At 60.0% G+C, this 22,046-nt stretch carries 20 protein-coding genes and 1 pseudogene; 12 read left to right on the forward strand and 9 right to left on the reverse strand.

Features of this window, described 5'->3' with window-relative positions:
- Positions 1 to 123 precede the first annotated feature (123 nt).
- Positions 124 to 522, reverse strand: a complete 399-nt coding sequence (locus IPK17_RS18510) for a hypothetical protein (protein WP_343419174.1) — start codon at positions 520 to 522, stop codon at positions 124 to 126.
- A complete protein-coding gene (locus tag IPK17_RS18515; RefSeq protein WP_343419175.1) occupies positions 506 to 1,051 on the reverse strand; it encodes a hypothetical protein in 546 nt (181 codons plus the stop codon). Before IPK17_RS18515 ends, IPK17_RS18510 begins: the two co-directional genes overlap by 17 nt.
- A gap of 470 nt (positions 1,052 to 1,521) precedes the next feature.
- Here IPK17_RS18515 and IPK17_RS18520 point away from each other — a divergent pair, with 470 nt between their 5' ends.
- Together IPK17_RS18520 and IPK17_RS18525 are read left to right on the forward strand one after the other, a co-directional pair.
- The gene (locus IPK17_RS18520; RefSeq protein WP_343419176.1) at positions 1,522 to 2,130 is read left to right on the forward strand and encodes an SH3 domain-containing protein; all 609 of its coding nucleotides are present in this window, start codon (positions 1,522 to 1,524) and stop codon (positions 2,128 to 2,130) included.
- Between the two features lie 104 nt (positions 2,131 to 2,234).
- Positions 2,235 to 2,663 (forward strand): hypothetical protein, encoded by a 429-nt coding sequence (locus IPK17_RS18525; protein WP_343419177.1) that lies wholly within the window; start codon positions 2,235 to 2,237, stop codon positions 2,661 to 2,663.
- 143 nt (positions 2,664 to 2,806) lie between these two features.
- On the opposite strand, the gene IPK17_RS18530 is transcribed toward IPK17_RS18525, so the two are convergent.
- The 4 genes from IPK17_RS18530 to IPK17_RS18545 form a co-directional block, all read right to left on the reverse strand.
- Positions 2,807 to 3,112, reverse strand: a complete 306-nt coding sequence (locus IPK17_RS18530) for a hypothetical protein (protein WP_343417257.1) — start codon at positions 3,110 to 3,112, stop codon at positions 2,807 to 2,809.
- Positions 3,113 to 3,474: 362 nt separating this feature from the next.
- Positions 3,475 to 4,425 carry a sensor histidine kinase gene (locus IPK17_RS18535; RefSeq protein WP_343419178.1) on the reverse strand — a complete coding sequence of 317 codons (951 nt, stop codon included), beginning with the start codon at positions 4,423 to 4,425 and terminating at the stop codon, positions 3,475 to 3,477.
- Position 4,426: 1 nt separating this feature from the next.
- Positions 4,427 to 5,596 (reverse strand): hypothetical protein, encoded by a 1,170-nt coding sequence (locus tag IPK17_RS18540; protein ID WP_343419179.1) that lies wholly within the window; start codon positions 5,594 to 5,596, stop codon positions 4,427 to 4,429.
- 559 nt (positions 5,597 to 6,155) lie between these two features.
- Positions 6,156 to 6,620: a hypothetical protein gene (locus IPK17_RS18545; RefSeq protein WP_343419180.1), complete on the reverse strand. Its 465-nt coding sequence runs from the start codon at positions 6,618 to 6,620 to the stop codon at positions 6,156 to 6,158.
- Positions 6,621 to 6,835: 215 nt separating this feature from the next.
- Between IPK17_RS18545 and IPK17_RS18550 the strand changes: the two genes are divergently transcribed.
- From IPK17_RS18550 to IPK17_RS18565, 4 genes are all read left to right on the forward strand, one after another.
- Positions 6,836 to 7,174 carry a hypothetical protein gene (locus tag IPK17_RS18550; RefSeq protein WP_343419181.1) on the forward strand — a complete coding sequence of 113 codons (339 nt, stop codon included), beginning with the start codon at positions 6,836 to 6,838 and terminating at the stop codon, positions 7,172 to 7,174.
- Positions 7,174 to 7,779: a hypothetical protein gene (locus IPK17_RS18555; RefSeq protein WP_343419182.1), complete on the forward strand. Its 606-nt coding sequence runs from the start codon at positions 7,174 to 7,176 to the stop codon at positions 7,777 to 7,779. Before IPK17_RS18550 ends, IPK17_RS18555 begins: the two co-directional genes overlap by 1 nt.
- Entirely contained in the window at positions 7,703 to 8,812 is a 1,110-nt protein-coding gene (locus IPK17_RS18560; protein WP_343419183.1) for a hypothetical protein, read from the forward strand. Before IPK17_RS18555 ends, IPK17_RS18560 begins: the two co-directional genes overlap by 77 nt.
- Positions 8,813 to 9,043: 231 nt before the next feature.
- Positions 9,044 to 9,334 (forward strand): hypothetical protein, encoded by a 291-nt coding sequence (locus IPK17_RS18565; RefSeq protein WP_343419184.1) that lies wholly within the window; start codon positions 9,044 to 9,046, stop codon positions 9,332 to 9,334.
- Between the two features lie 581 nt (positions 9,335 to 9,915).
- Here the strand turns inward: IPK17_RS18565 and IPK17_RS18570 are convergent.
- Complete coding sequence (locus IPK17_RS18570) at positions 9,916 to 12,318, reverse strand: endonuclease MutS2 (protein WP_343419185.1); 2,403 nt, start codon at positions 12,316 to 12,318, stop codon at positions 9,916 to 9,918.
- A gap of 332 nt (positions 12,319 to 12,650) precedes the next feature.
- Between IPK17_RS18570 and IPK17_RS18575 the strand changes: the two genes are divergently transcribed.
- The 4 genes from IPK17_RS18575 to IPK17_RS18590 all read left to right on the forward strand — a co-directional run bounded on the left by IPK17_RS18575 (position 12,651) and on the right by IPK17_RS18590 (position 16,424).
- The gene (locus IPK17_RS18575) at positions 12,651 to 13,247 is read left to right on the forward strand and encodes an RNA polymerase sigma factor (RefSeq protein WP_343419186.1); all 597 of its coding nucleotides are present in this window, start codon (positions 12,651 to 12,653) and stop codon (positions 13,245 to 13,247) included.
- Positions 13,231 to 13,575 (forward strand): hypothetical protein, encoded by a 345-nt coding sequence (locus IPK17_RS18580; RefSeq protein ID WP_343419187.1) that lies wholly within the window; start codon positions 13,231 to 13,233, stop codon positions 13,573 to 13,575. The genes IPK17_RS18575 and IPK17_RS18580 overlap by 17 nt, the downstream gene beginning before the upstream one ends.
- Before the next feature lie 195 nt (positions 13,576 to 13,770).
- Positions 13,771 to 14,955 carry a hybrid sensor histidine kinase/response regulator gene (locus IPK17_RS18585; protein WP_343419188.1) on the forward strand — a complete coding sequence of 395 codons (1,185 nt, stop codon included), beginning with the start codon at positions 13,771 to 13,773 and terminating at the stop codon, positions 14,953 to 14,955.
- Entirely contained in the window at positions 14,952 to 16,424 is a 1,473-nt protein-coding gene (locus IPK17_RS18590; RefSeq protein ID WP_343419189.1) for a serine/threonine-protein kinase, read from the forward strand. The genes IPK17_RS18585 and IPK17_RS18590 overlap by 4 nt, the downstream gene beginning before the upstream one ends.
- Before the next feature lie 9 nt (positions 16,425 to 16,433).
- Here IPK17_RS18590 and acpS read toward each other — a convergent pair whose 3' ends face one another.
- Positions 16,434 to 16,793 (reverse strand): holo-ACP synthase, encoded by a 360-nt coding sequence (gene acpS, locus IPK17_RS18595; RefSeq protein ID WP_343419190.1) that lies wholly within the window; start codon positions 16,791 to 16,793, stop codon positions 16,434 to 16,436.
- A gap of 636 nt (positions 16,794 to 17,429) precedes the next feature.
- Between acpS and IPK17_RS18600 the strand changes: the two are divergent.
- Positions 17,430 to 18,901: pseudogene (locus tag IPK17_RS18600) on the forward strand (succinic semialdehyde dehydrogenase).
- Positions 18,902 to 18,963: 62 nt separating this feature from the next.
- Here the strand turns inward: IPK17_RS18600 and IPK17_RS18605 are convergent.
- Positions 18,964 to 20,064 (reverse strand): YihY/virulence factor BrkB family protein, encoded by a 1,101-nt coding sequence (locus IPK17_RS18605; RefSeq protein ID WP_343419191.1) that lies wholly within the window; start codon positions 20,062 to 20,064, stop codon positions 18,964 to 18,966.
- A 128-nt stretch (positions 20,065 to 20,192) separates the two neighbouring features.
- Here IPK17_RS18605 and IPK17_RS18610 point away from each other — a divergent pair, with 128 nt between their 5' ends.
- Positions 20,193 to 21,689 (forward strand): TadA family conjugal transfer-associated ATPase, encoded by a 1,497-nt coding sequence (locus IPK17_RS18610; RefSeq protein WP_343419192.1) that lies wholly within the window; start codon positions 20,193 to 20,195, stop codon positions 21,687 to 21,689.
- The last annotated feature ends 357 nt before the right edge of the window (positions 21,690 to 22,046 follow it).

The raw sequence follows: 22,046 nt of genomic DNA on the forward strand, positions 1-22,046 counted from the left end.
ATGCGGCATGCCCCTTGATAACAGACTATTTCTAACATTATAGCGCATACAAAACGGGGCGACCGTGTTGGTCGCCCTGCAAGACATGCGCCTCAGGCTGAGGAGCGAAACGCTGGACGCAGGTTAGGAACCGCTTTCCACCATCGTCACGTTTTCCGGCACTTCAATGCTCACCGGCTGATCGAAGTTCTTCAGGTTGATGTCGAAGGTCAGCGAGACAACCGCACCCGGCGCGCCGAGAATCGCTTCCAGCGGCAGGTTGATCGTCAGCACCGTCTGGTCAACCAGTTCGGTTTCCACATTGACGTACTGATCGAGCGTGAAGGTCGCATCAGCGAACATCATGCCCATCATCTGGCCCATCTGCGCCGCCTGTTCGGGGGTCATCTCCGAGCCGCCGCCCATCGCGCCACCGAGCGCCATGCCGACCACGCCCGACAGTTCTTCCGAGGTGAGCAGGCCAGCGATATCCAGCGCGGTCGAGAAGTGCGCGCGACCATCCATGTCATCCAGCCGTTCCATCGACACGTATTCCGTGCTGTCCAAGGTCGCGAGGTCGCCCATCATGCCGCCCATGTCGCCCATACCAGAGAGATCGCCGCTCGCGAGGTCTTCCGGGGTTCACGGGCAGGCCAGCCGCACCACCCGCCGTCGCGGCGAGGTCTTCCAGCTTCGAACCCTGCCAGCCTTCGCCAATGTTGAAATACACCATATCGCCGATCACGCGCACTTCGACGATGGTCGGGGTTTCTTCACCATTCGCCGTCAGCGAGCCGGTGGTCGCCAATGAAAACTGCATATCCGCGGTGCTAAGTTCGCCCGTGCCGTTGATCGAGCCGCTCACTTCGGTGTCTTCGATGCCAGCCACCGTCAGGTCCAGCGTGAAATCATAGGCGAGGCTCTGAGCAGCAGCGCTGTTGGCGTTAGCCGCCGAGAATAGGGCGAAATCTTCCGGGCTGAGACCAAACGTCTCATCCTGGGCGAACGCCGGAACTACCGCGACGAGCAGCGCCAGAAGGCAGAACAGAACTGCGAAACGCGTATACTTCATAGTGGGTACTTGCTCCTGAGATCGTTTATCGCAAAAACGCACGCGGCACTACCTCGCGGTACTGCCACAATTTCAGTGTAATGGCCTCTAGGGACGCTTGTCAAAGGGCTAAAGTCGGAGAAGACATTAAGGTTTCGTGACAACTCCATATCTTTACCGTGATTTTCGCCCTGCGCAGGCGAAGAAGGGGCGCAGCACAACCCCTAAACCCGCGTGCAAAAACCCCTGATTACTCGGGGGTAAGCTAAGTCTATCGATCTTCAGAAGCAGTCACCGTGAAGTCCCTCGGCCGCCGTGGTGCTTTCGCAAACCTCCGCTAAGCTGCCGGGAATCCAACGCCATGCACAAGGCTTTTGCGTTCGTGACCGTTTGCTGCTATTCTGCATAGTTTGATGCGTCCGTGTTTTGAGTAGAGATGTTATGCGCTATATATCCTTGCTCTTCTTCGTGCTGATGCTCTTGGTTGCCGGGTGCGGTGGCACGACCGGCGGCAGAAGCGGCGATTGCTCCCCACCGCCACGCTCGCGCCCATCGTCAGCATGACGCCGCGGTTCACAGCCACGCCGATGCCCTCACGGACACCGCTGCCCTCAGCGACCTTCACCGAATCGCCCACGACGATTCCGCCGACGCCCTCCGAAACCTTTACGCCCTCGGCGACGCCGCCGATCATGGGCAGCGTCCAGTCGGTCAACAGTATTAACCTGCGTACGGGTCCCGATGTGACGTTCTCGGCGATCACCGCGCTGCGCCCGGGAACGCGCCTCGAAGTGCTCGGCACGAATCTCGAAGGTGACTGGTTCAATGTGCGCCTCGAAGATGGCACCGAAGGCTGGGTTTCCGCCGTGCTGGTGCGCATTCAGGAGACGCCGACGCCCTTCCCGACGCTAACGCCCAGTCCCAACCTGACCAGCCTCTTCCTCGGTACACCGCTTCCGACCGCCTTGTTCGGCGGTGGCACGGTCACGCCGACTCCACCGCGCTCCGTCGTCACAGCGACGCTGCCCGGCACAACCACGGCGGGTCTGCCGACGGTCACGTCCGGCATCCAACTGCCCACATTGAGGCGATCAACCTGACGGCGACCGCGCTGGCCGGGGGCGGTTCGCTCCCGCCGACCACGAGTGCCCTCCTCGGCGGGCCGACGGGTGGACCGCTGCCCACCGCTACACCGACCGGAGCGGTGGCTCCGCCCAGCGGCGATAGCTCCGTGCGCACGGGCGTCGATGTGCTCGCCTATTGCGATGATCGTGCCTTCGGTTCGCCCGCGCCGACCAACCTCCGCACCGGCTCAACGGTTGATGTGGTGGGCTGGTACGCGGCGACCGAACAGCAGGTGCGCGACCATATTGCCAATGCCGTCTATCAGGTGGCGTTGGATGGGGAACCCTACACCAATTGGCGGCAGTTTACGGGATCCATTGGACGCGATGCGGCGGGACACTACATTGTGTTCTGGTATATGCCGTCGTCAGAACCGCTGGCCGTAGGTGAGCATCTGATCACCTACAGCGTGACGTGGAACAACGCCATCAGCGATGGTTTCGCCCAGTTCGGCCCCGGCACGAGCAACCCGTCGCAGTCCGGCACCTGCCGTTTCACGGTGCGCTAACCGCGAGTGACAAACAAAATGGGCGCAGTGTTCGACTGCGCCCATCACACCATACGCTTTGAACCGGACGCGCAGTACCGCGTCCGTTGTTTTCAACGACTAGGCCCACTCTGCGATCGCAACTTTGCCCGAAGGGAAAGTTTTTATTCCGCGAATTCAGCGAGGATCAATTTGACCAGATCCTCGAGCGTCAGTTCCTGCGCCAAGGTGCGCGCATCGAGCAGTACGCGCGGGCAAATGCTGGCTTCGAGTTCCCGGAAGCGCATTTCGGCGATTTCAAAGGTGATCGAGCGCATCGGATACATCAGCGCAAAAGTCAGAATTTCGACGGCACGTTCGCGTTCACCCCGGTCGATCAAGTGATCGGCAATGTCAACCAGCAGATCGACCACCTTGGGTGTGAGTTCAGCGTTCATCGCTGTTTGGAGTTCGTCATAAATTGACTGCATAAAGCCACCTGCTGTGAATCATGATGGTTCTAGTATAAACGGATTCTGGCTAAAAAGTTGTACTAATTTGTTGCAATGGCAACAAATTTATCGAATTTATGAAAACGTTCACAGAGCTTTCACAATTCCATCAGGCATTGGCGCGTTTCCGACCAGCCATTTAACTGCTCAAATTGCGCTCGACCTTCCCTCAAATCCGCAGCAGATACGGCCGTTTTCGCTAAACTGAGCTAATCTCTAGTTCGATCGATTACAAGCGTTTGCAATGAACTTTTGGGGCTGAGGGTCAGCTTGAAACGCAGTCTGTTACCTGACGGTAAGCGTGCAGTACCGGGAAACCGTGGAAGCCACCAGCTGATCTACTAGCGCGCGGTTGGAATGGTGAACATGAATACGCCGCCCGCTTCTTTCGCAGTGGGCACGGTCCAGATCTTGCCACGATGCACCTCAACGATGCTGCGGGTCACGGCGAGACCCAAGCCCACGCCTTCGATCTTGGCGCGCTTGGCGTCCTCGGTGCGGAAGAAGGGCATGAACACCTTCTCGGCTTCTTCGTGATTTAACCCTTTGCCCTCGTCACGCACTGTGACCAGCACGGCGGGCAAATGCAGATCGTGCGGCGCGGCTTCCGGCAGCTCGCTTGTCTCGCGGATGAGACGGGTCGAGAGAAAAATGTTCCCCTTCTCCGGCGAATACTTGATCGCGTTGGTGAGCAGATTCGTCACCACCTGCGACATCCGGTCGATGTCCGCGTGGACGGCAGGCAGATCATCGTCGAGATCCATGATGACCTTCTGCTTCTTCGCCTTGTACTGCAATTGCAGGCGCGCCACCACGTCGATGATGACATCCGGCAGATGGATATCACTCTTATTGAGCTTCATCTCACCCGCATCCGCCCGCGTGATCTCGATCATGTCGTTGAAGACGCGGTTGAGATGCTTGCTGCTGTTGAGGATGATCTCGGTGTACTCCCGCGCCAGATCCGGCAGTTGATCGCCCGTCGCTTCGAGGATGAACTCGGCAGATCCGCGGATCGCCGTGAGCGGCGTGCGCAGTTCATGCGAAATGCCGGAGAGAAACTTGGCGCGCAAGCGCTGCGCCGTGCGTTCCGGCGTCACATCATGGAAGATGTAGATACGCCCCAGCACCGTTTTGTCCTGATACACGGGCGCGCTGTACCACTCGGTGTCAATCGGGTAGCCCTCGGTGTGCACCATGCTGAATTCACCGCGGTGGATCGCCGGGTCGTGCACGGGCGTGCTCTGCCATTCGTGGCGCAGATCCGCGCGTACGCCTTCCGGAACCTGCATCTCATTGAGCAAATCGAGCAGCGGAAATGCCGGTCGCGTCGGCTTCCAGCATGCCGAACAGCGTCAGAAAGCGGTTGTTCACGGTGAGCACATGCCCGCCCGCGCCGCCGGGCAGCACCATCAGCACACCGTCGGTGCCCGCTTCGGTCATGGCACTGCGCGCCTGCTCCACGCGGTCGCGCTGGCTGCGCAGCACCTGCGCCATCGCGCTGATCGCGAGGAATTCGCCGACCGTGCGGTAATTGTCGAGCTCGTGCGCGGTGAAATCATGCGGTTTATCCGTACCTAGCGCCAGCACGCCGAGCTTATGCGCGCCCGTGCCCAACGCCACCAGCGACAGCGCGCGCACGCGCTCCGCCCGCAGCAAACTGCGCGTCAGCGGATCGAAGCGGTCGAGCTTGGAGCGCACTTTCACCGTGACCACGCCGCGCTTCTCCAGCGTCGCCAGCAATTCGGGATAATCCTTCAAATACAGCTTGATTCCAGTCGCGATGCCGAACTCGTTGAGCCGCCGCGACCATGTACCACGTATTTCCAGATACTCAAAGGGGCTGTCGCCGCGCTGCGGGCCGTAGATCAGCATAGCGCAGGTGGAAATGTGCGGGTCGAACAGTGTTTCGCGCAGCAGATTGACCACATGCTGCGGGGACGGATTATCGGCAATTGCCCGCGCCGTTTTGAGGATCGATTCGGCAGTGGCATAGTCCTGCGCCAGCCGCGACACGGTGTAATGGTTTTCAAGCAGCGTGCAGATCACGTGCAGCAGCGGATGATCCGCCTGTGTCAGTGTATAGGCGTCGCCGTCCATTGAGCACAGGGCCAGCACGACCCGCACCTGAGCATCCACGACGAACGGAAACAGCAAAGCCGACTGAAACGGCGTCCCGGACAGTTCGTCAGCACCAAGCAGCTTGGGCGCATGGTTGACGAGTGCGTGGTCGGCAAAATCTTCGAAAATGCGGTTAATCGTCTCGCGGGTAGTTTCCACCAGATCGGTCACGCCGTGATGCACCAGTAGATGCAAGTGACCGGTCTCCGGGTGGTACTCATACACGCACGCCACATCGATCGGCAGGTTCGTTGCCATATTTTGCAGTAAGTAAGCGACCTGCTCGACTGGGAGTCCCTGGGTCGTATGCGTGGAGAGAAGCTGATTCACAATTATGTTCATTTCTCCCGCCGTAATTCTATTCAGAAATGCATTACGGACTAACGATCTGCCTAACATTATACCAGAGCGACATCTAAAACGAAAAAGCCCGCCGGGGGCAGGGAATGCCAAGGGGAAAAAAGCACCGCGTCTCGAAGGTGTCGAGGCGCGGTGACAAACTGGAGAAGGTTTAGTGGTGGCTCATATGCTGCCGTGAAATCGGTTTAGGGACAGCGGACGCAATGAATTGCATCCTTCCACTCAGACTGTGTTTCCGTAGGGCGCGATTTAGAGGGTGTCTAAAAAGGGTTTTCGACACCCCTCACCCTGCTTGCTCCGCAAGCCGTCCCTCTCCCACGTAAACGGGGAGAGGGACAAAAACAATTTTTCTCCCCTTCTCCCCGCTGGCGTGGGAGAAGGGGTCGAAATCGAGGGGCTTATTGGCACTCAGAGGCAAGGGTGCGGCCGGCACAACGCCCTTTTCTGCAATCAATTGCCGGACGGAGCACTAAATCGCGTCCGCAGCCCGGTAAAACTCCAGTTCGAAATCAACTTCACGCAATTCTACGCACTTACCGCGTTACCGCGCCGTGTACGTGTAGCTGATATCGGCATCGGTGACCGTCACAGCGGTCACCCGCCCGGTCGGCGCGTTCGCATTAACATAGCGCCGCCAAGACGAGTCGATGCTGGCGTTGATCTGGCTGATGAGCGAGGTTGCGGCGGGCTGCGCGTTCACGGTGATATTGGTCACATTCCACACCACGCGCCCATTGCTGATGCTCGGCACAATCGTCGCCGACACGGGATAGGAAGTGGTCGCCCGCCCTACACGCGTTGTATAGGTCGCGTTCAACACCACCTGAGTCGGCTGGAGGTCGACAAATACATTCGACAAATTGCGGTTGCGCGGATTCGATACAGCGTAAGCGCTGTTGACTTGTGCTTCGGTGAGCGTGAGCGTCCGCGAACTCTGAGCGAAGGCGGGGACGACTGCCCCAATCAGCAGGGTGAGCAGGGGGAGGAGCAGAGCAAGTTTCTTCATGGTAGTGGAACTCCTGTAACTCGTTGGGCGAACTTGTACATCCCCAGATTACGGATCAATTGTTACCAGAAATGCCGGAGGTTGTAAAAAGACTTTCTAAAAATGTTGCCAAAGTATGCACGCCCGCCAGCGGAATTTTCTGCGAATTTCAACACGCACGAAAGTGTTACGCTACGTTACAATAACAACGTTGTTGACACATAGATCCTTGAGCCATGAATCGCTTGCGCCTCGTCTGCTTTTTCACGCTGCTGCTGATCCTGACTACTGCGCCGCATGTGCATGCGCAGAGCGGCTACATTCGGTCGCCCTACCTCGGCATTACCTTCATCAGTTCCGCCGAACAACCCGCCAATGAAACGCGCTACCGCAACGCGCTCCTGCTCGGCGCGGGCTGGAATCGCTACCCCTTCTACTGGGATCACGTCGAGGCGACTGCCGGGAACTATGATTGGCACGCGCTCGACCGCGTCGTCACCGACGACATTCGCCACGGCCTCAGACCAACGCCATTCTGCTGGGCGTTCCGGGGCATGCGCGGCGGGGGGCGTTGATGCGCGGCCTCTACCAGCCGATCTTCAGCGACGGGTCCGGACTACCGGGCGCGGGCAAAGCGCCCAACCCGGCAGATCCGTGGGCGCAGTATGTGTTTGCCGCCGTCCAACGCTATAAGCCGGGCGGCGTGCTCGCGAGCCAGCCGAACTGGGAACTGGCCGGCGGTGTCAGCGTATGGGAAGTGTGGAATGAGCCGGATTTGCCGATGTTCTGGGGCGGCACGCCGCAGGACTACGCCCGCCTGCTCCGCGTCAGCTACGTGATGATCAAACACGCCGATCCATTCGCGACGGTCATGTTCGGCGGGCTGTCGTTCGCGCAGGCGAACACCGCCTTCTGGCTGCGGCAGGTGCTTGACACCATCGGGCAGGACCCATCGCGCGGCTCAAACAATTGGTACTTTGATCAGATCGCCATGCACAGCTACAGCAGCGCCCGCCGCACGGTGACGCTCATCGGGCAGGTGCGCTTCGAACTGTCGCGCTACAGCCTTGAGCGTCCCATCTGGCTCAACGAGCGGCGTCCCCGTGTGGGACGACTACCCCGGTCCGACGTGGACAGCCTTGCTGCCATCCGAACGGCGCTGGCGCGGCACGCAGGCTGAACAGGCGATCTACGTCATCCAGAACACGACTCTGGCGTGGGCGGCGGGCGTCGATGCCGTCTTCTTCCATCAGCTCTACGATGACTGTGGCAATCAGGCCGGCGGCACGGACTTCCCGCCGAACGATGGCAGTTTGTGCACGGCGGGTCAGGCGTGTTGGGGCGACGCGCACGGCCTCTACCGTAACGAACGCAGCTCCGTGTGCTTCCGTCAGCACCCGCAGCCGGGGACGCCCCGGATCGCCGCGAGCGCGTTCTATCTGCTGGCGCAGATTTTCGGCTCGCGCCCGTTTGTCGCGCTCGATCCGATTTATCTGGAAAACAACGCGACTGTGCTCATCTTTGAGCAGGCGAACAACGGCGTTGGACAGCGCATCTACGTCGTATGGAACGACACCGCCGACCGTACTGCCGTGATGCTGCCCGCCAGCAGCACGAACGCGATGCTCTACCGCATCGGCGACCAGCAGGCGATCACCCCGCTGGATGGGCTGTATCGTGTTGCCCTGGACGGCGCGACACGCGGCGAGCTCGTCGCGCTCACTACGCCCGATAACGCGCTCGGCGGCGAACCCGTGATCCTCGTCGAGGCGTACAATGGGCTGCCCGCCGACACCACGCGGATTATGCTCGAAGGCGGGTCACCACGCGCGCCGCTCACCACTACACCGGGCGCGATCAGCGTCATCGAAGCGGCAACCATCACGCCTGCCCCCACCGCCCGCCCGACCACCGATCCCGCGCTGGATACCCAGGCTCCGCTCCCCTATGTTGACCCGCTGCCCGACTCCAGTCCGGCGAGCTTCACCGTGCGCTGGGGCGCGACCGATAACAGCGGCGTCACCGAATATCTCGTGTGGGTGCGCGTCGACGGCGGGGAATGGCAGCCGTGGCAGCAAACGACCAGCCTCGAAGCGACCTATACCGGGTCGAGCGGTTCGCGCGTCGAATTTGCGGCCTGGGCAGTCGATCTCGCGGGCAACTGGTCGGCTAATACAGAACTCGCCCCCCAAGCCGCCACCACGATCCAGTAGAATAAAGCCTCACCCCTAAATTCCCTCTCCGAACAGAGAGGGGCTGAGGGTGAGGCTAAGAACAGGAGTCTGCTATGGGATTTGTCGTCGGCTTTGGTGAGATGTTCTTCGTCGCGCTGATCATCTTCGCCGTGACGTTCATGTATATCGTGCCCGCGCTGCGCCGCCGCGCCGCGATGCTGGAAAAGCCGAAGCGTACGGTGCGCACCAACAGCGCGGAGAAAGTGATCCGTGTGGAAGAGCGCGAAAAAGGCGCGTTCGTTTCACCACAGCGGCAAGGGGAGTTATGCCAGCGGCACGCTGACCCTCTATGCGGGCGTCTACCGCCTCGAATACCAGTTCCCGGAGGCCGCACCCGTCGCCCTCAAGCTGATCGATCTCGACAGCGCCGGAACAGGTGCTGCTCATCAAGTCGGGAGCGGATCGCAGGCGTTTCGCGTCGAAACCAATGGTCGCTTCGGCCTCAACATCGACCCGACCGACAACGTCCGCCCGTGGGAAGTCAGCTTCCGGCAGATGTAAAAACACCTCACCCCCTAACCCCGGCGAAGGGGATTTGGGGGGTGAGGCTAAATCACAACGAACGCGATCAATCGCATTCCTACGAAAACCAATTCGGTTTGACGAGGTGGTTGGTCCCCTCCCTGGGCGGTTCCGGCGGCATAAGTTCGGCCGTCTTCCAACGTCGGTGGGGACGCCCTGGCGTCCGCTCTCTATTGTTAAAAGTGTCCTGTCCTCAACTGAATTCGGGGAGGGGCCGGGGGCTAACTGGGGTAGGTTTTTAATTGTAGGGACGAGGCATGCCTCGTCCTCGGTTGAAAACCGAACAAGAACCGCTCCGCGTAATGCGTCGATTTCTCCCAGTTATGAGAGCAGATGACGGGTGGGTTACCCTATCCAGAAGAAAAACAGGACGAGGCATGCCTCGTCCCTACAGGTTTTCTGGCGAAGGAAACCTGTGTTCGATTAGGAAGTGTGAGAAGCTACCCCTGTCAGGGGGCCGGGGGTGGGGTCGGAAAGCCCAAAGTCGGGCAGACACATCGGTCTGCCCCTACAGTCACGGTTTGGACATTTGATCTTCAGCGAAACGGGATGAGGTCGGTTTACGTCGGCGGCACCATGTAGATGATCGTCACGCCGTCGCCACCCTCTTTCGGGGGCGCGCCGACGGCCTTCGAGATCAGCGGGTGTTCGCCGACGCGCTCCTGCACGGCCTTGCGCAGCGCCCCCGTCCCTTTACCGTGAATGATGCGCCCAAACGGAATCCCGGACAGATACGCCGCGTCGATGTAGTCGTCGAGCCGCGCCAGCGCTTCTTCCACGCGCGTCCCCCGCAAATCAAGTTCCAGCCCCGGTGACACGCCTTTCGGCACGGTCACATTCGCGTCGGATTCGTAAGTCGAGGCGTACTTCTTCTTGAGCGCTTTCTTCTCGCTGCGCGTCGGCTTCTTCAATTCGACGATCTTCGCGCGCACCTTAAGCGAGCCGACCTGTACGACCGCGTCGTCCTTGTCCAATTCGATCACCGTGCCTTCCGCCTTGAGCGCGTCCAGCCACACGGCGTCGCCCAAACGGGGAATCCAGGTGATGTCGGTCTGCTGCACCTTCGGCGACGCTTCAACGGGCTGATTCAGCGCCTTGTCGAGCGCATCGCCCGCCATTTGCACTTCGCGCAGCTTTTCCAGCGGCAGCGACGCATCGCGCAGATCACCGCGCAGGCGGCGCACTTCCTTGCGGAAGTCTTCCATTTCCTGCTGCATGCTGCGCCGCGCGGCGGCGATGATGTTGCGCCGTTCGTCTTCCGCGCCGCTCAACTGTAGGTGCAGTTCTTCGCGCGCCGCTTCAATCGCTTCGCGCTCCTCGGTGATCTGCTGCTGCTGGCGGCGAATGTCTTCGCGCGTGCGGTGAATTTCGTCGAGCAAATCATCCGCGATCAGGTCATCAATCGCGACCATGCCGCGCGCCTCTTCGAGGATTTCATCGTTCAGGCCAAGCCGCTTGGCAATCGCCAGCGCGTTGGAACGCCCCGGCAGCCCAATGATCAGGCGGTAGGTCGGCGCGAGCGTTTCGAGGTCAAATTCGACCGAGGCATTGCGCACGCCGGGCGTTTCCACGCTGTAGACCTTGAGTTCCGGGTGATGCGTCGTCACCATCGTTGTGACCTTGCGGTCTTTCAGATGCGTAAGGATCGCCCGTGCCAGCGCCGAGCCTTCGGCAGGGTCCGTGCCCGCGCCGAGTTCGTCCAGCAGCACCAGCGAGTGCTCATCACATTCCCGCAGAATGTGGATGGTGTTGGTCATATGCGACGAGAACGTGCTCAGCGATTGTTCAATGCTCTGCTCGTCGCCGATATCCGCGTACACACCTTCGAACACGCTCACGCGCGCTTTCTCGCACGGCAAATGCAGGCCGCACTGCGCCATCAGCGTGAGCAAACCGACCGTCTTGAGTGATACGGTCTTGCCACCGGTATTCGGCCCGGTCACGACCAGCACCCACGTGTTTTCATCAAAGTCGATGTCAATCGGCACGACATTGCCGCTCAGCAGCGGATGCCGCGCGCCCCACATGTAGATGGTGCTGCCCGGGTGAGCTGGATTGTGATGGTGAGCTTGGAACGGGACGAGGGCGGGTTCAACTGCTTTGAGGTCGTCGGCGTACAGGGCTTTGGCAAGGATCAGGTCGAGGTTGGCGAGGACTTCCACGGTGCGGACGATGCGTTCGGAGTCTTCGGCGACGCGCTCCGTGAGCATGAGCAGGATGCGGCGGACTTCTTTCTCTTCGTCCAACTGCAGTTCACGCCAGCGATTGTTAAGTTCCAGCGTTTCGAGCGGTTCGATGAACAGGGTCGCGCCGCTGGCGGACGAGTCATGCACGACGCCAGGGATTTTGCCCTTATGCTCGCTTTTGAGCGGCACGACATAGCGCCCATTGCGCATGGTGATCAGCGCGTCCTGCAGCAAAACCTGATTCGTGCTGCTGCCGATGATGCGCTGGAGCTTAGTCTGCAAGCGGTCAAACGCGACCTTCATGTCGCGGCGGATCGTCGCGAGCTGCGGGCTGGCGCTGTCTTTGACCATGCCGGTGCCTTCATCCAGCACGCGACCGATTTCTTCTTGCAGCGCCGCGCATTCTTCCGCTTCGTTGGCGTGATCCGACAGCAGGGGATACGTCCCCTTCATGCGTCCGAGCGTGCGTTTGAGCGTCAGCGCCCGGCGCAGCGTATTCTTGATATCGAGCAGCACCTGCGCCTCGATCATCACGCCGCGCGTCGCCGCCATCGCCGCTTCGCGCACATCGCGCGCGCCACCGAGCGAGGCATTGAACTGGTTTGCGAACATCAGGCGGGCTTCGGCGGTCTCTTTCTGCCAGAGCTGCGCCTCGTAAATATCGGTCGTGGGGCGGAGATCACGCGCCAGTTCCGCGCCAGCGGAAAACGTGCAGTAACCTGCCAACCGCGCGAGGATTTTCGGTAGTTCCAGGACATTTACCGTTTTTTCATTCATCAGGGAGATCAATTCAATACACTACAGAAGATGAAGGTAATTATAACCGAGGCGCAGGCGGCAAGCAATCCCGAGGTTCACAAAGGGCGCTTAACGGTTCATAACGGCGTTATGGCCTTTTCACTGGCTTACACAATTATGTCTGGAGATAGGCATTTATCACCAAAATCAGATGATTCGTACAGTTCTATCTGAATAAAACCACCAATTACTTGTGTAGTTTACCCAAAGGTTGTAGGATTGAGTTCGGCTATCACTTTATACATCGTTTCACTAAACTTGTTTCTTTGTGACTTCCGCTGATTCCGGGCGGATGATTTATTGGAGAGACCATGACTCTAACTGAGGATGTGAGCGACGCGCATCTCATCGAACAGTTGCGAACCAACGACCTCGATGCGCTCGGCGCCCTGTTTGACCGGTACTATACGCAGGTGTACCGAACAGCCGCCGCTATCACCCGCGATAATGCCGTCGCGGAAGACATTGCGCAGGACTGCTTTCTCAAGCTCCACCAGTACGCGCACCGCATTGATGTGTCTCTCCCCCTCGCGCCGTGGCTGTATCGCGTCACCGTCAACCTGAGCTACACGTGGATTTCCCGCCGTCAGAAACGCAAAATTTCCCTCGAAGCTCTCGTCGATCATCTCATGAGTCCCCCGTGGACGGCACCCGATCAGCAGGCAGAACACAACGAAACGCAGAACCAGGTCCGGCACGCGATCAGTGAACTTCATTTCAATCAGCGCGTCGTTATCGTGCTACACTATCTGTGCAGTCTCAGCCTCGAAGAGATCGCGGAGATGCTGGACTGCCCCGTTGGTACGGTGAAAAGTCGGTTGTATTATGCCCGCGAGAATTTGCGGCGGCGGCTCGATGATGCCGACCGCGTGCAAGAGATGGCACACGGATATGCAGGACTTACTTGAAAAGCAACTTGATGCGGATATCAGCCGCACGCTGAAGTTTGAGACGACCCTCACGCCCGGCCAAAAAGCGGCGGCGTGGGAACGTCTGCAAGTGCGTGCCCAGCAGCAGACCCAACTGCCGCCGCTGGCGGCCTCCGAAACGGCCGCGCCGCGCTGGCTGGACAAGCTGCAGACGCTGCGCGCCAGTTCGGCGAAACTGCTGCACTCCCTAATCCTCGATTCGTCCGCCTATGAACGCGCCAGTGCCCCGCGTTACTACTACCCGTACACGTTCTACAAAACGCAGGTGCGCTGGGTTGAACCTGCCAATAAACTGATGTGCGCGTAGACTTTTCGACTGCTCGGTGCAGCCTGTGCTCAATGCATTTCCGTGGCGCAGACTGCACCTACCATTGATAATCGATTGTTTCAGACTGTAAATTTCAATACTTCTCCGGCAAACATCAATGGTCTTACGGCTTTATTCGTTGGTGAATGCCTTATAATCGGGGTGTATGGTTACGCTAAATACACGGATTTCCTCATGGCTTCTTTGCCAAGAATTTTAACCGTAGATCCGAACGGAGATGCTGCGCGGTTCGTCCGGGCAGCGCTGGATCTGGCCGAACGTCCGGTCATCCTTGTCGACGTACCCACCGCGACCGATGCCTGGGAAGAACTGAGCAACAGTGAGTATCACCTGCTGGTGACGGCACTCGCCCTCGACAACGGGATCAATGGTGTCGATCTGGCGCTGCGCACTCGCCAACGCATGCCCGAAACGGGTCTGATCGTCATCGGTGAAGAAGACGAAGTCAGCCAGCTTGACGAGGAAAGCCTCCAGGGAGCACCATTCCTGCTCTTCAAGCGTCCGCTCGACCCGCAGCAGTTCGTCCGCGTGCTGCAGGCCGCCGTCGACGGCAATGACATCTACACGGCCTTTCCCGCCCCGACGGCGCAAGTGACGAGCGATCAAGACTACGGTCCCGCGCCGCAGCTCGACATGAAAGCCGCGCAGCAGCTCATCGACTCGCTGCTCACGGACGTTGGCGCGAAATCGATTTTACTGGTGGCGCGCACAGGTGAAGTGCTGCTCGAACGCGGCGCGCTCGGCTTCCTCAACCGGGACCTGCTCGCGTCCTCGCTCAGCCCCAATGTGCGTCTTATCATCAATATGGCGCCCGTCGTGGGTGGCGATCAAGTCTCGACGCTCCAATTCTTCGACGGCGATATCGTCGACGTGTTTGTGCTTTCGGTCGGCTTCCACCATTACATGTGCCTCACTTTTGACGGCAACGCGGGCAACCGCTACTTCGGCGCGGTCAACCGTTTTGGCCGCCGCACCGCCGAAGACCTGATCACGCTGATCGGCAAACAAGCTTTCATCCTGCAGACGGCGCCCACCGAAGACAAGCCGCGCCGCCGCAAGAAATCCACGATGGAAATGAAAGCGGTCGCCGCGCCCAAGCCGCTGCCCGAAACCGGGCCGCTGGCCAAAGCCGACGCGTGGGCCGATCCCGCGCCGCCGCCGGAGCCGGAACCGGACATCATTCAGCTCGAACCCATCGCCAACTTTGACGAGAGCATCTTCGACGGCATGCAGTTAGATACCTCGCTGGCCGATGAACTGTTCGACCCCGAAAAGCTGGCAGAACTGGCGAACGAAAGCCGCCGCGGGCGTGGCCCCATCTCCTACGATGAAGCGCGGGAGCTGGGTCTCATTCCGTGATTGGCAAGCGACTGGGTGATTACAACCTCGTCAGCCTAATTGCGACGGGGGGCATGGCGCGCATCTACGAAGGCGTAGATGTGCGCCTCGGTCGACACGTGGCCGTGAAAGTCCTCGAACTGGATCCCGGTCGCGAAGAAGTTGACGATGACACCCTGCCCGCGCGCTTCGAACGCGAAGCCCGCGCCGTCGCCAAACTCGATCATCCCAATATCATCAGCATCTATCAGTACGGTGAAACGCAGGGCGTGTTGTTCCTCGCCATGCCTTTGATTCGCGGGCGCGACCTCGCGCAGGAGTTCACCGCGGCGCGGCGGGCCGGTCACCGCATGGACATCAAGCGCGGCCTGCGCCTGCTCGGGCAAATCGCCTCCGCGCTGGATTACGCCCACAGCAACGGCATCATTCACCGCGACGTGAAACCATCAAATATCCTGATCGACGGCAATGACCGCGCCTACCTGACCGATTTCGGGCTGGTGTTTCAGCCGCAAGGCGACCCGACGCTCGGCACGGCCTTTGGCACGCCGCGCTACATCTCGCCGGAACAGGCCATCGCCTCGGATCAAGCGACAGCCAAAAGTGACCTGTACTCGCTGGCGATCATCCTGTATGAAATGCTGACCGGGCAAACACCGTTCACCGGCACCTCGGCGATGGAGATCGCGCTGGCGCACGTCAACGACACGCCGCCCGCGCCGCGTTCGCTCAACCCGGAGATTCCCGAAGACGCCGATCACGAAATCATGCGCGCGCTGAGCAAAGACCCAACGCAGCGACAAGGCACGGCGACCGAACTCATCGAAGCCGTCAAAGCGGCGATTGATCCCGGTGGCACGGCGCAGACGCGCATGTCCTCGCCGACCATCGCCTTTGTGCCTGAAGACACGCCGATCAACACCACGCTCAACCAACCGCCGGAACTGCAACCCGAACCGCCGCAGCGACGCGGCCCACTGGTGCGCATTTTGCTGGCGCTGGTGGTGCTCACGCTGGTGGGCGCGGAGATCCTCTCGCTGGTACTCAACAACAACAACGGCACTTCAGGCACTGATCCTGAACCAACGCTCTTTATCGCCGAAAGCGCCGTCGACTTTCTGCCGGTCGACGTGGTCTATTCGTCGAATGAGTTCAACCTCGTCAACACGAGCAGCAGCCCGGTCGATCTGCGCGGATTGGTCTTCCAGAGCGGGGATGTCGTCTTCAGTCTCGATGCGCTGCGGCGCACGTCGCTCCCGCCGGGCATGTGCATCCGCATTTTGCAGGATGGGCTGGCGAGCCGTCTGCCCGAAGGCTGCCGCGAAGTGCTCACGCAGACGTTCTTCGCCGATACCACGCGCTTCTTCTGGCTCTCCGAGTTCACGGTCAAGCGCGGCGACAACCTCACCGCCACCTGCGCGGCGACGACGGGCCGCGGCAGCATGACCTGCGCGCTCGCCCTACCCATGCTGCAAGCCCCCGGCGTATAGCCGACCTGTCTAGCGCGCCACCGCCATGGCACTCGACAATTCTGCCGTATGCGTCAGGCTGATATCCCACTCAGTCAGGCCGAGTTCCGCCGACATGGCGGCCGCCGCACCGTGCAGCACCAGACGCGGACGCCCGCGCTCGCCCCCGCGAATCTCGATGTCCGTCCAGCTCACATCACCGATCCCCGTGCCGAGCGCCTTGGCGACCGCCTCTTTCGCCGCCAACCGCGCCGCTAACCGGTGCGGTTGATCCTCGCAGTCGGCACGCTCATCCGCCGTGAAGAAGCGGTTGAGGAAGCGGTCGCCAAACCGGGCAATGCCGTCCGCAATCCGTTGATTTTCGATCAGGTCAATTCCACAACGCAGCATATTTTCCTCATAGCGGTTAGCGATTAGCCCTTAGCCGTTAGCATCTAGCTAAAAGCTAAGTATTAGATCCGACAAGTTCGCCAAAATAGGATTGATTCTAGCGTAGGGGCGCACCTGTGTGTGCGCCCTCAGTCGGGCAGACACATAGGTCTGCCCCTACGACTTGAATCATTTAGCAGACGGAGCACTAAGTACCAAAACCCCAGCACAAGCGTTTCGATGGTCAGGTAGTCCGACATGACGGCGACATCCATTGACTTAGCGAGCCACTAAGCCAGTGTCCGAAATACGACAAAACAGGCCAAGGCAGACCAATCGCTACATAGCATAGAGTCTTTGGGGACGGGGGCCCTACGAGAAGGGTAGGGACGCGATTTATCGCGTCCGCAAAAGCCCAAGACCGACAGATAACCCGGTTTCACGGCATGCTCCGCACTTACTGGCCTGCCTTGTCATTTGGCTGACAAACGGTCATTGGCTTAGCTAACGGCTAAAAGCTAATGGCTAACGGCTAGCGGCTAATCGTTACCCCACCAATGACGGATTTTGCTACAATCGAAGCACAAATCAAATATTGATTAGATTGGATGCGTTATGGCGGTCTTAGAACAGCAATCCCTGAACGGTCAGCGGGAAATGATCACTATCAAGAATCCGGTGACCGAAGAAGAACTCGGCAGCATCCCCGTGATGACCGCGGACGATATTCGCGCGGCGGTTGACCGGGCGCGGGCGGCGCAGCCCATGTGGCAAGCGCTCGGCGTGCGGCAGCGCGGGCGTCTGCTCACCCGCTGGAAAAACATGATCTGGAAAGATCAAAAGACCTGTATGGCGATCATCCGGCGCGAAACCGGCAAAACCGACGCCAACGCCTTCATCGAACTGTGCATTCTGGACTCCGCTGTTGACTACAACGTCAGCCGCGCCCCCGGTCTGCTGCGTGACCAGTACCGCCCGTCGTTCATCCCGCTGCTGCACCGCGCCAAAGTCACCTATAAACCGCATGGCGTAGTCGGCTTCATCACGCCGTGGAACTACCCATTTATGAACGCGCTCTCGGATCTCATCGCCGCGCTGGCGATGGGCAACACCGCCGTGCTCAAGCCCAGCGAAGTGACACCCTACACCGCCTTCTATGCCGTCGAGATGATGCACAAGGCCGGTATCCCCAAAGACGTGGTGCAGGTCGTCACAGGTGACGGCCGCACAGGCGCGGCGCTGGTTGATTACGTCGACTACATCATGTTCACAGGCAGTACCGCCAACGGCAAAAAGGTCGCGCTGCGCGCCGCCGAACGCCTGATCCCTGTTCGCTGGAACTCGGCGGCAAAGACCCGGTCATCATCCTCAACGATGCTAATCTCGACGCCGCGGCCACGGGCACGCTGCGCGGCGCGCTCGAAAACGCGGGGCAGGCCTGCGTGTGCGTCGAGCGGGTGTACGTGGAGAGCGGCATCTATGACGCTTTTGTGCAGAAGATCGTCGAGTACGCGAACAAGCTGGTGATCGGCAATGGTGCAGGCTATGACATTCACATGGGCAGCCTGACCAACCGGCGCGAACTGCTGCGCTGCGAGGAACACGTCCGCGAGGCGGTCGCTAACGGCGCGCAGGTGCTGTATGGCGGCAAGGCGCGCCCTGACCTCGGCCCGCATTTCTTCGAGCCGACCGTCATGATCGGCGTCGATCACTCGATGAAGGTCATGAAAGAAGAGACGTTCGGACCGATCATCCCGATCATGAAGGTCAAAGACGCCGAAGAAGCGATTCAACTGGCGAATGACAGCGAATACGGTCTCTCCGCGACCATCTTCACCAGCGATTTGCGCCGCGGTGAACGGCTGGCACGCCGCATCAACGCCGGGGACGTGAGCATCAACCGCCCGCAGATCGTATTCGGCACGCCCTCCGTACCGATGGGCGGGGAGAAGAACAGCGGGGTGGGTCGCCGCAACGGCAAAGAAGGCTTGATGCGCTTCGTCAAAACGCAGTCGCTCATCACGGACACACTGCTCATCGCGCCGACCGACCTGACGCAAGCCGATCCGATCTCGCTGCTCGGCATGCGCGTCATGCGCATTTTGCACCGCTTTTTGCCGTATCTGTAAGCTGTTAGCACTTAGCCATTAGCTTTTAGCCATCTGCTAAGCGCTAATGGCTAACGGCTGACCTAATTCTTCTGATCGTTGCTGATGATCAGCCCGACGAGGAACGAAGCCAGCGCGGCGATCACCCCGAGGATGACCGTCGGCAGGCTGCCCTCGCGGCGCGGTGGCGCGGTCGGCGTGACCTTCGCCTGCTGCGCGGCGACCCCAAGGTTCGCGGGTTGATAAGCGCGTCCCGCTTTGCCCTTCAGCGACGCGTGCGGCTGCCCCTGGCGCGCCAAATCCTCCGCGCTGACGAAACGCGCGTTGTCGTCGGGCACGATCTTCGAGCCGTAGCGCCGCGCGAACACCTGCGTGAACTCCGCGCCGAACAGCAGAATCTGCGCGGAGTAGTAGATCCACAAGAGCAGCACCACAAATGATCCCGCCGCCCCATAGGACGACGCGATGCTGCTGTGCCCGAGGTACAGCCCGATCAGGAATTTGCCGATGGTGAACAGCAGCGCCGTCACGAACGCGCCGAGCACCACGTCGCGCCACGCGATCTTCACGTCGGGCAGCACCTTGTAGATCACCGCGAACAACGCCGTGATCACCACCAGCGAAATCACCAGATTGATGATCTGCAAAATGGCGGGCGAAAACGGCAGCGCCCCTGTCATCCACGCATTGAGCGCCGAGAGCACCGCGCTGATCACCAGCGAAACGAGCAGCAAAAAGCCGATTCCGAGCACCATCGTGAACGAAAGCAGGCGTGCCCGCAGCGTCGCGACGATCCCCTGATCGGGCTTGGGTTCGACCCCCCATACCGTATTCAGCGCGTCCTGAAGCTGTCCGAACAACCCCGCCGCGCCGAGTATCAGCGTCACCACGCCGATGATGCTGGCGATCACGCCGGTCTCCGGATGATTCGCTCCAGCGACCATCTCCTGAATCGCGTCGGCGGCCTGCGCCCCGACGAGTCCCTGAAGTTGATTGTCCAACTGTCCGCGCACCGCCTCCTGCCCGAACGCCAGCCCGGCAATCGCGATCACCACGATCATCAGCGGGGCAATCGAAAACGCAGTATAGTAGGCGAGCGCTGCCGCCAACCGCGGGGCTTTATCGCGGTTCCATTCGTCGAACGTCTCTTTTAACAGGCTCAGAAAGGTCTTGACCGGCTCCATGCTGACATCGCCTCATTTCATTAATCACAATTGTAATTATTATAAAGATTTTCCCCTTCACGAAACGTTTTTGATCACAAACTCTAAACTCCCGTAATCTGAAGACATAGAGAGGGTGGAAACCAGCCATGTCATTCATGCAGCGAAGACTCAACGATCCAGCGGGGCGCGATCCCCGCAAACCCGAAGCCGATCCCGTCGCGGAAACGCCAGCAGCGCCGATGCGCCCGGTAGCGCCGGCTGCGCCCCCGCCCCCGGCTGCCCACGCCGCCGGACCAGCCTACGTCGTGCCGGACAAAGCCCGCACGCCTGCGAAGCTGGCGTATCTGCGCAAGCTGATGCGCGCGAAAATCCTCAAATCGCCGGATGAAGCGGATACATGGGTGCGCGGTGACGCCGAAAAAGAGACGATGCTGAGCATCCGTATGCGCGCCATGCTCGAAAAGATCGCATCAGAGCGCCGCGAATACGCGCTCAACCCCAGCGAGTTTGAGCAATTGCGCGATCTGCTGTTGGACGATCTGCTCGGCTTCGGCGCAATTCAGCCGCTGGTCGTCGACCGGGCGTGCTCGGAAATCATGGTCAATGGACCGGAGATCATCTTCGCCGAAATCAAAGGCAAGCTGCTGGAAACCGATCTCGTGTTTGACGATGACGAACACATCGAATACACGGCGCAGCGCATTGTGCGCCCACTCGGGCGTACCATCGACCGCAATCAACCGATGGTGGATGCGCGTCTGCCCGATGGCTCGCGCGTGCACATCGTCGCCGAACCCTCCGCATTGATGGGCACGACGATCACCATCCGTAAATTCCCCGAGAAGCGCCTGACCGTTGAAGACCTGATCAAGTTTGGGTCGCTCACGCCCGAAGCCGCCGAATTCCTCAAGGCGTGCGTGCATTCGCGTCTGAATATCGTGGTCGCTGGCGGCACAGGTTCCGGTAAAACCACCCTGCTCAACGTGTTGAGCGGCTACATCCCAGATGACGAACGCATTGTGACCATCGAAGACGCGGCGGAACTTCAGCTCGCGCAGCGGCACGTCGTTCGCCTCGAAACCGCGCCGCCCGCGCCCGGCGGTGATGGCAAGCGCGGCATGCTGACCATCCGCGATCTCGTGCGCGGGTCACTGCGTATGCGCCCTGACCGCATCGTCATCGGTGAGTGCCGCGGTGGCGAAGCGCTCGACATGCTGCAAGCGATGAATACTGGTCACGACGGGTCGCTGACCACCGTGCACAGCAACAACCCGCGTGACAGCGTCGCGCGTTTGGAAACGCTGTGCCTGATGGCGGGTATGGATCTGCCCGTGTCGGTCATCCGCCGCCAGATCGTCAGCGCGGTCGACCTGATCGTGCAGATCGCGCGCATCAAGGACGGCTCGCGCAAGATTGTACAGATCACCGAAATTCAGGGGATGGAAGGCGACTCGGTCACGCTGCAAGACCTGTTCATGTACCGTATGCCCGGGCAAACGACCCTCGCCCCGGCCTCGATCGGCGGCGGTCGGCTTGAGGCGATGGGCTACCGCCCGAAGTTCATCGACCGCCTCGAAGAAAATGGCTTCAAGCTCGGCGGGCGCATCTTCGGCGTCGGCCAGAAGCCGCCGGGCGCGAAGTAATCCGCCCGAATCACACCAACTGTAGGGACGAGGCAGAGTGTTTAAAAGCCTTAAGCTTCTTAGGCGATTGGTCCTAGAAGAAATTTGGGGGCTGGCCTCCTCCTGGGGGGTTTCCCTTTGTTTTCAGAGCAAGCCCACCTCCCCCTCGGACGCAAGCGAGGAGAAAGGCTGCGGCGCGGAAGCAGCGGACGCGATAAATCGCGTCCCTACGAGAAAAACTGTCTTTGTGTAGGGACGCAATTATGCAGTTTAAGAAAAGAGGGGGGAGGGGCCCGGGGGGGGCCGTGGGCACTGACCGCGTGATTAGTTAAAGTGCATCATTGCGTCCGCTGTCCCCCTAAGCAGACTTCAAGCTAT

The organism is Candidatus Flexifilum breve (assembly GCF_016713355.1).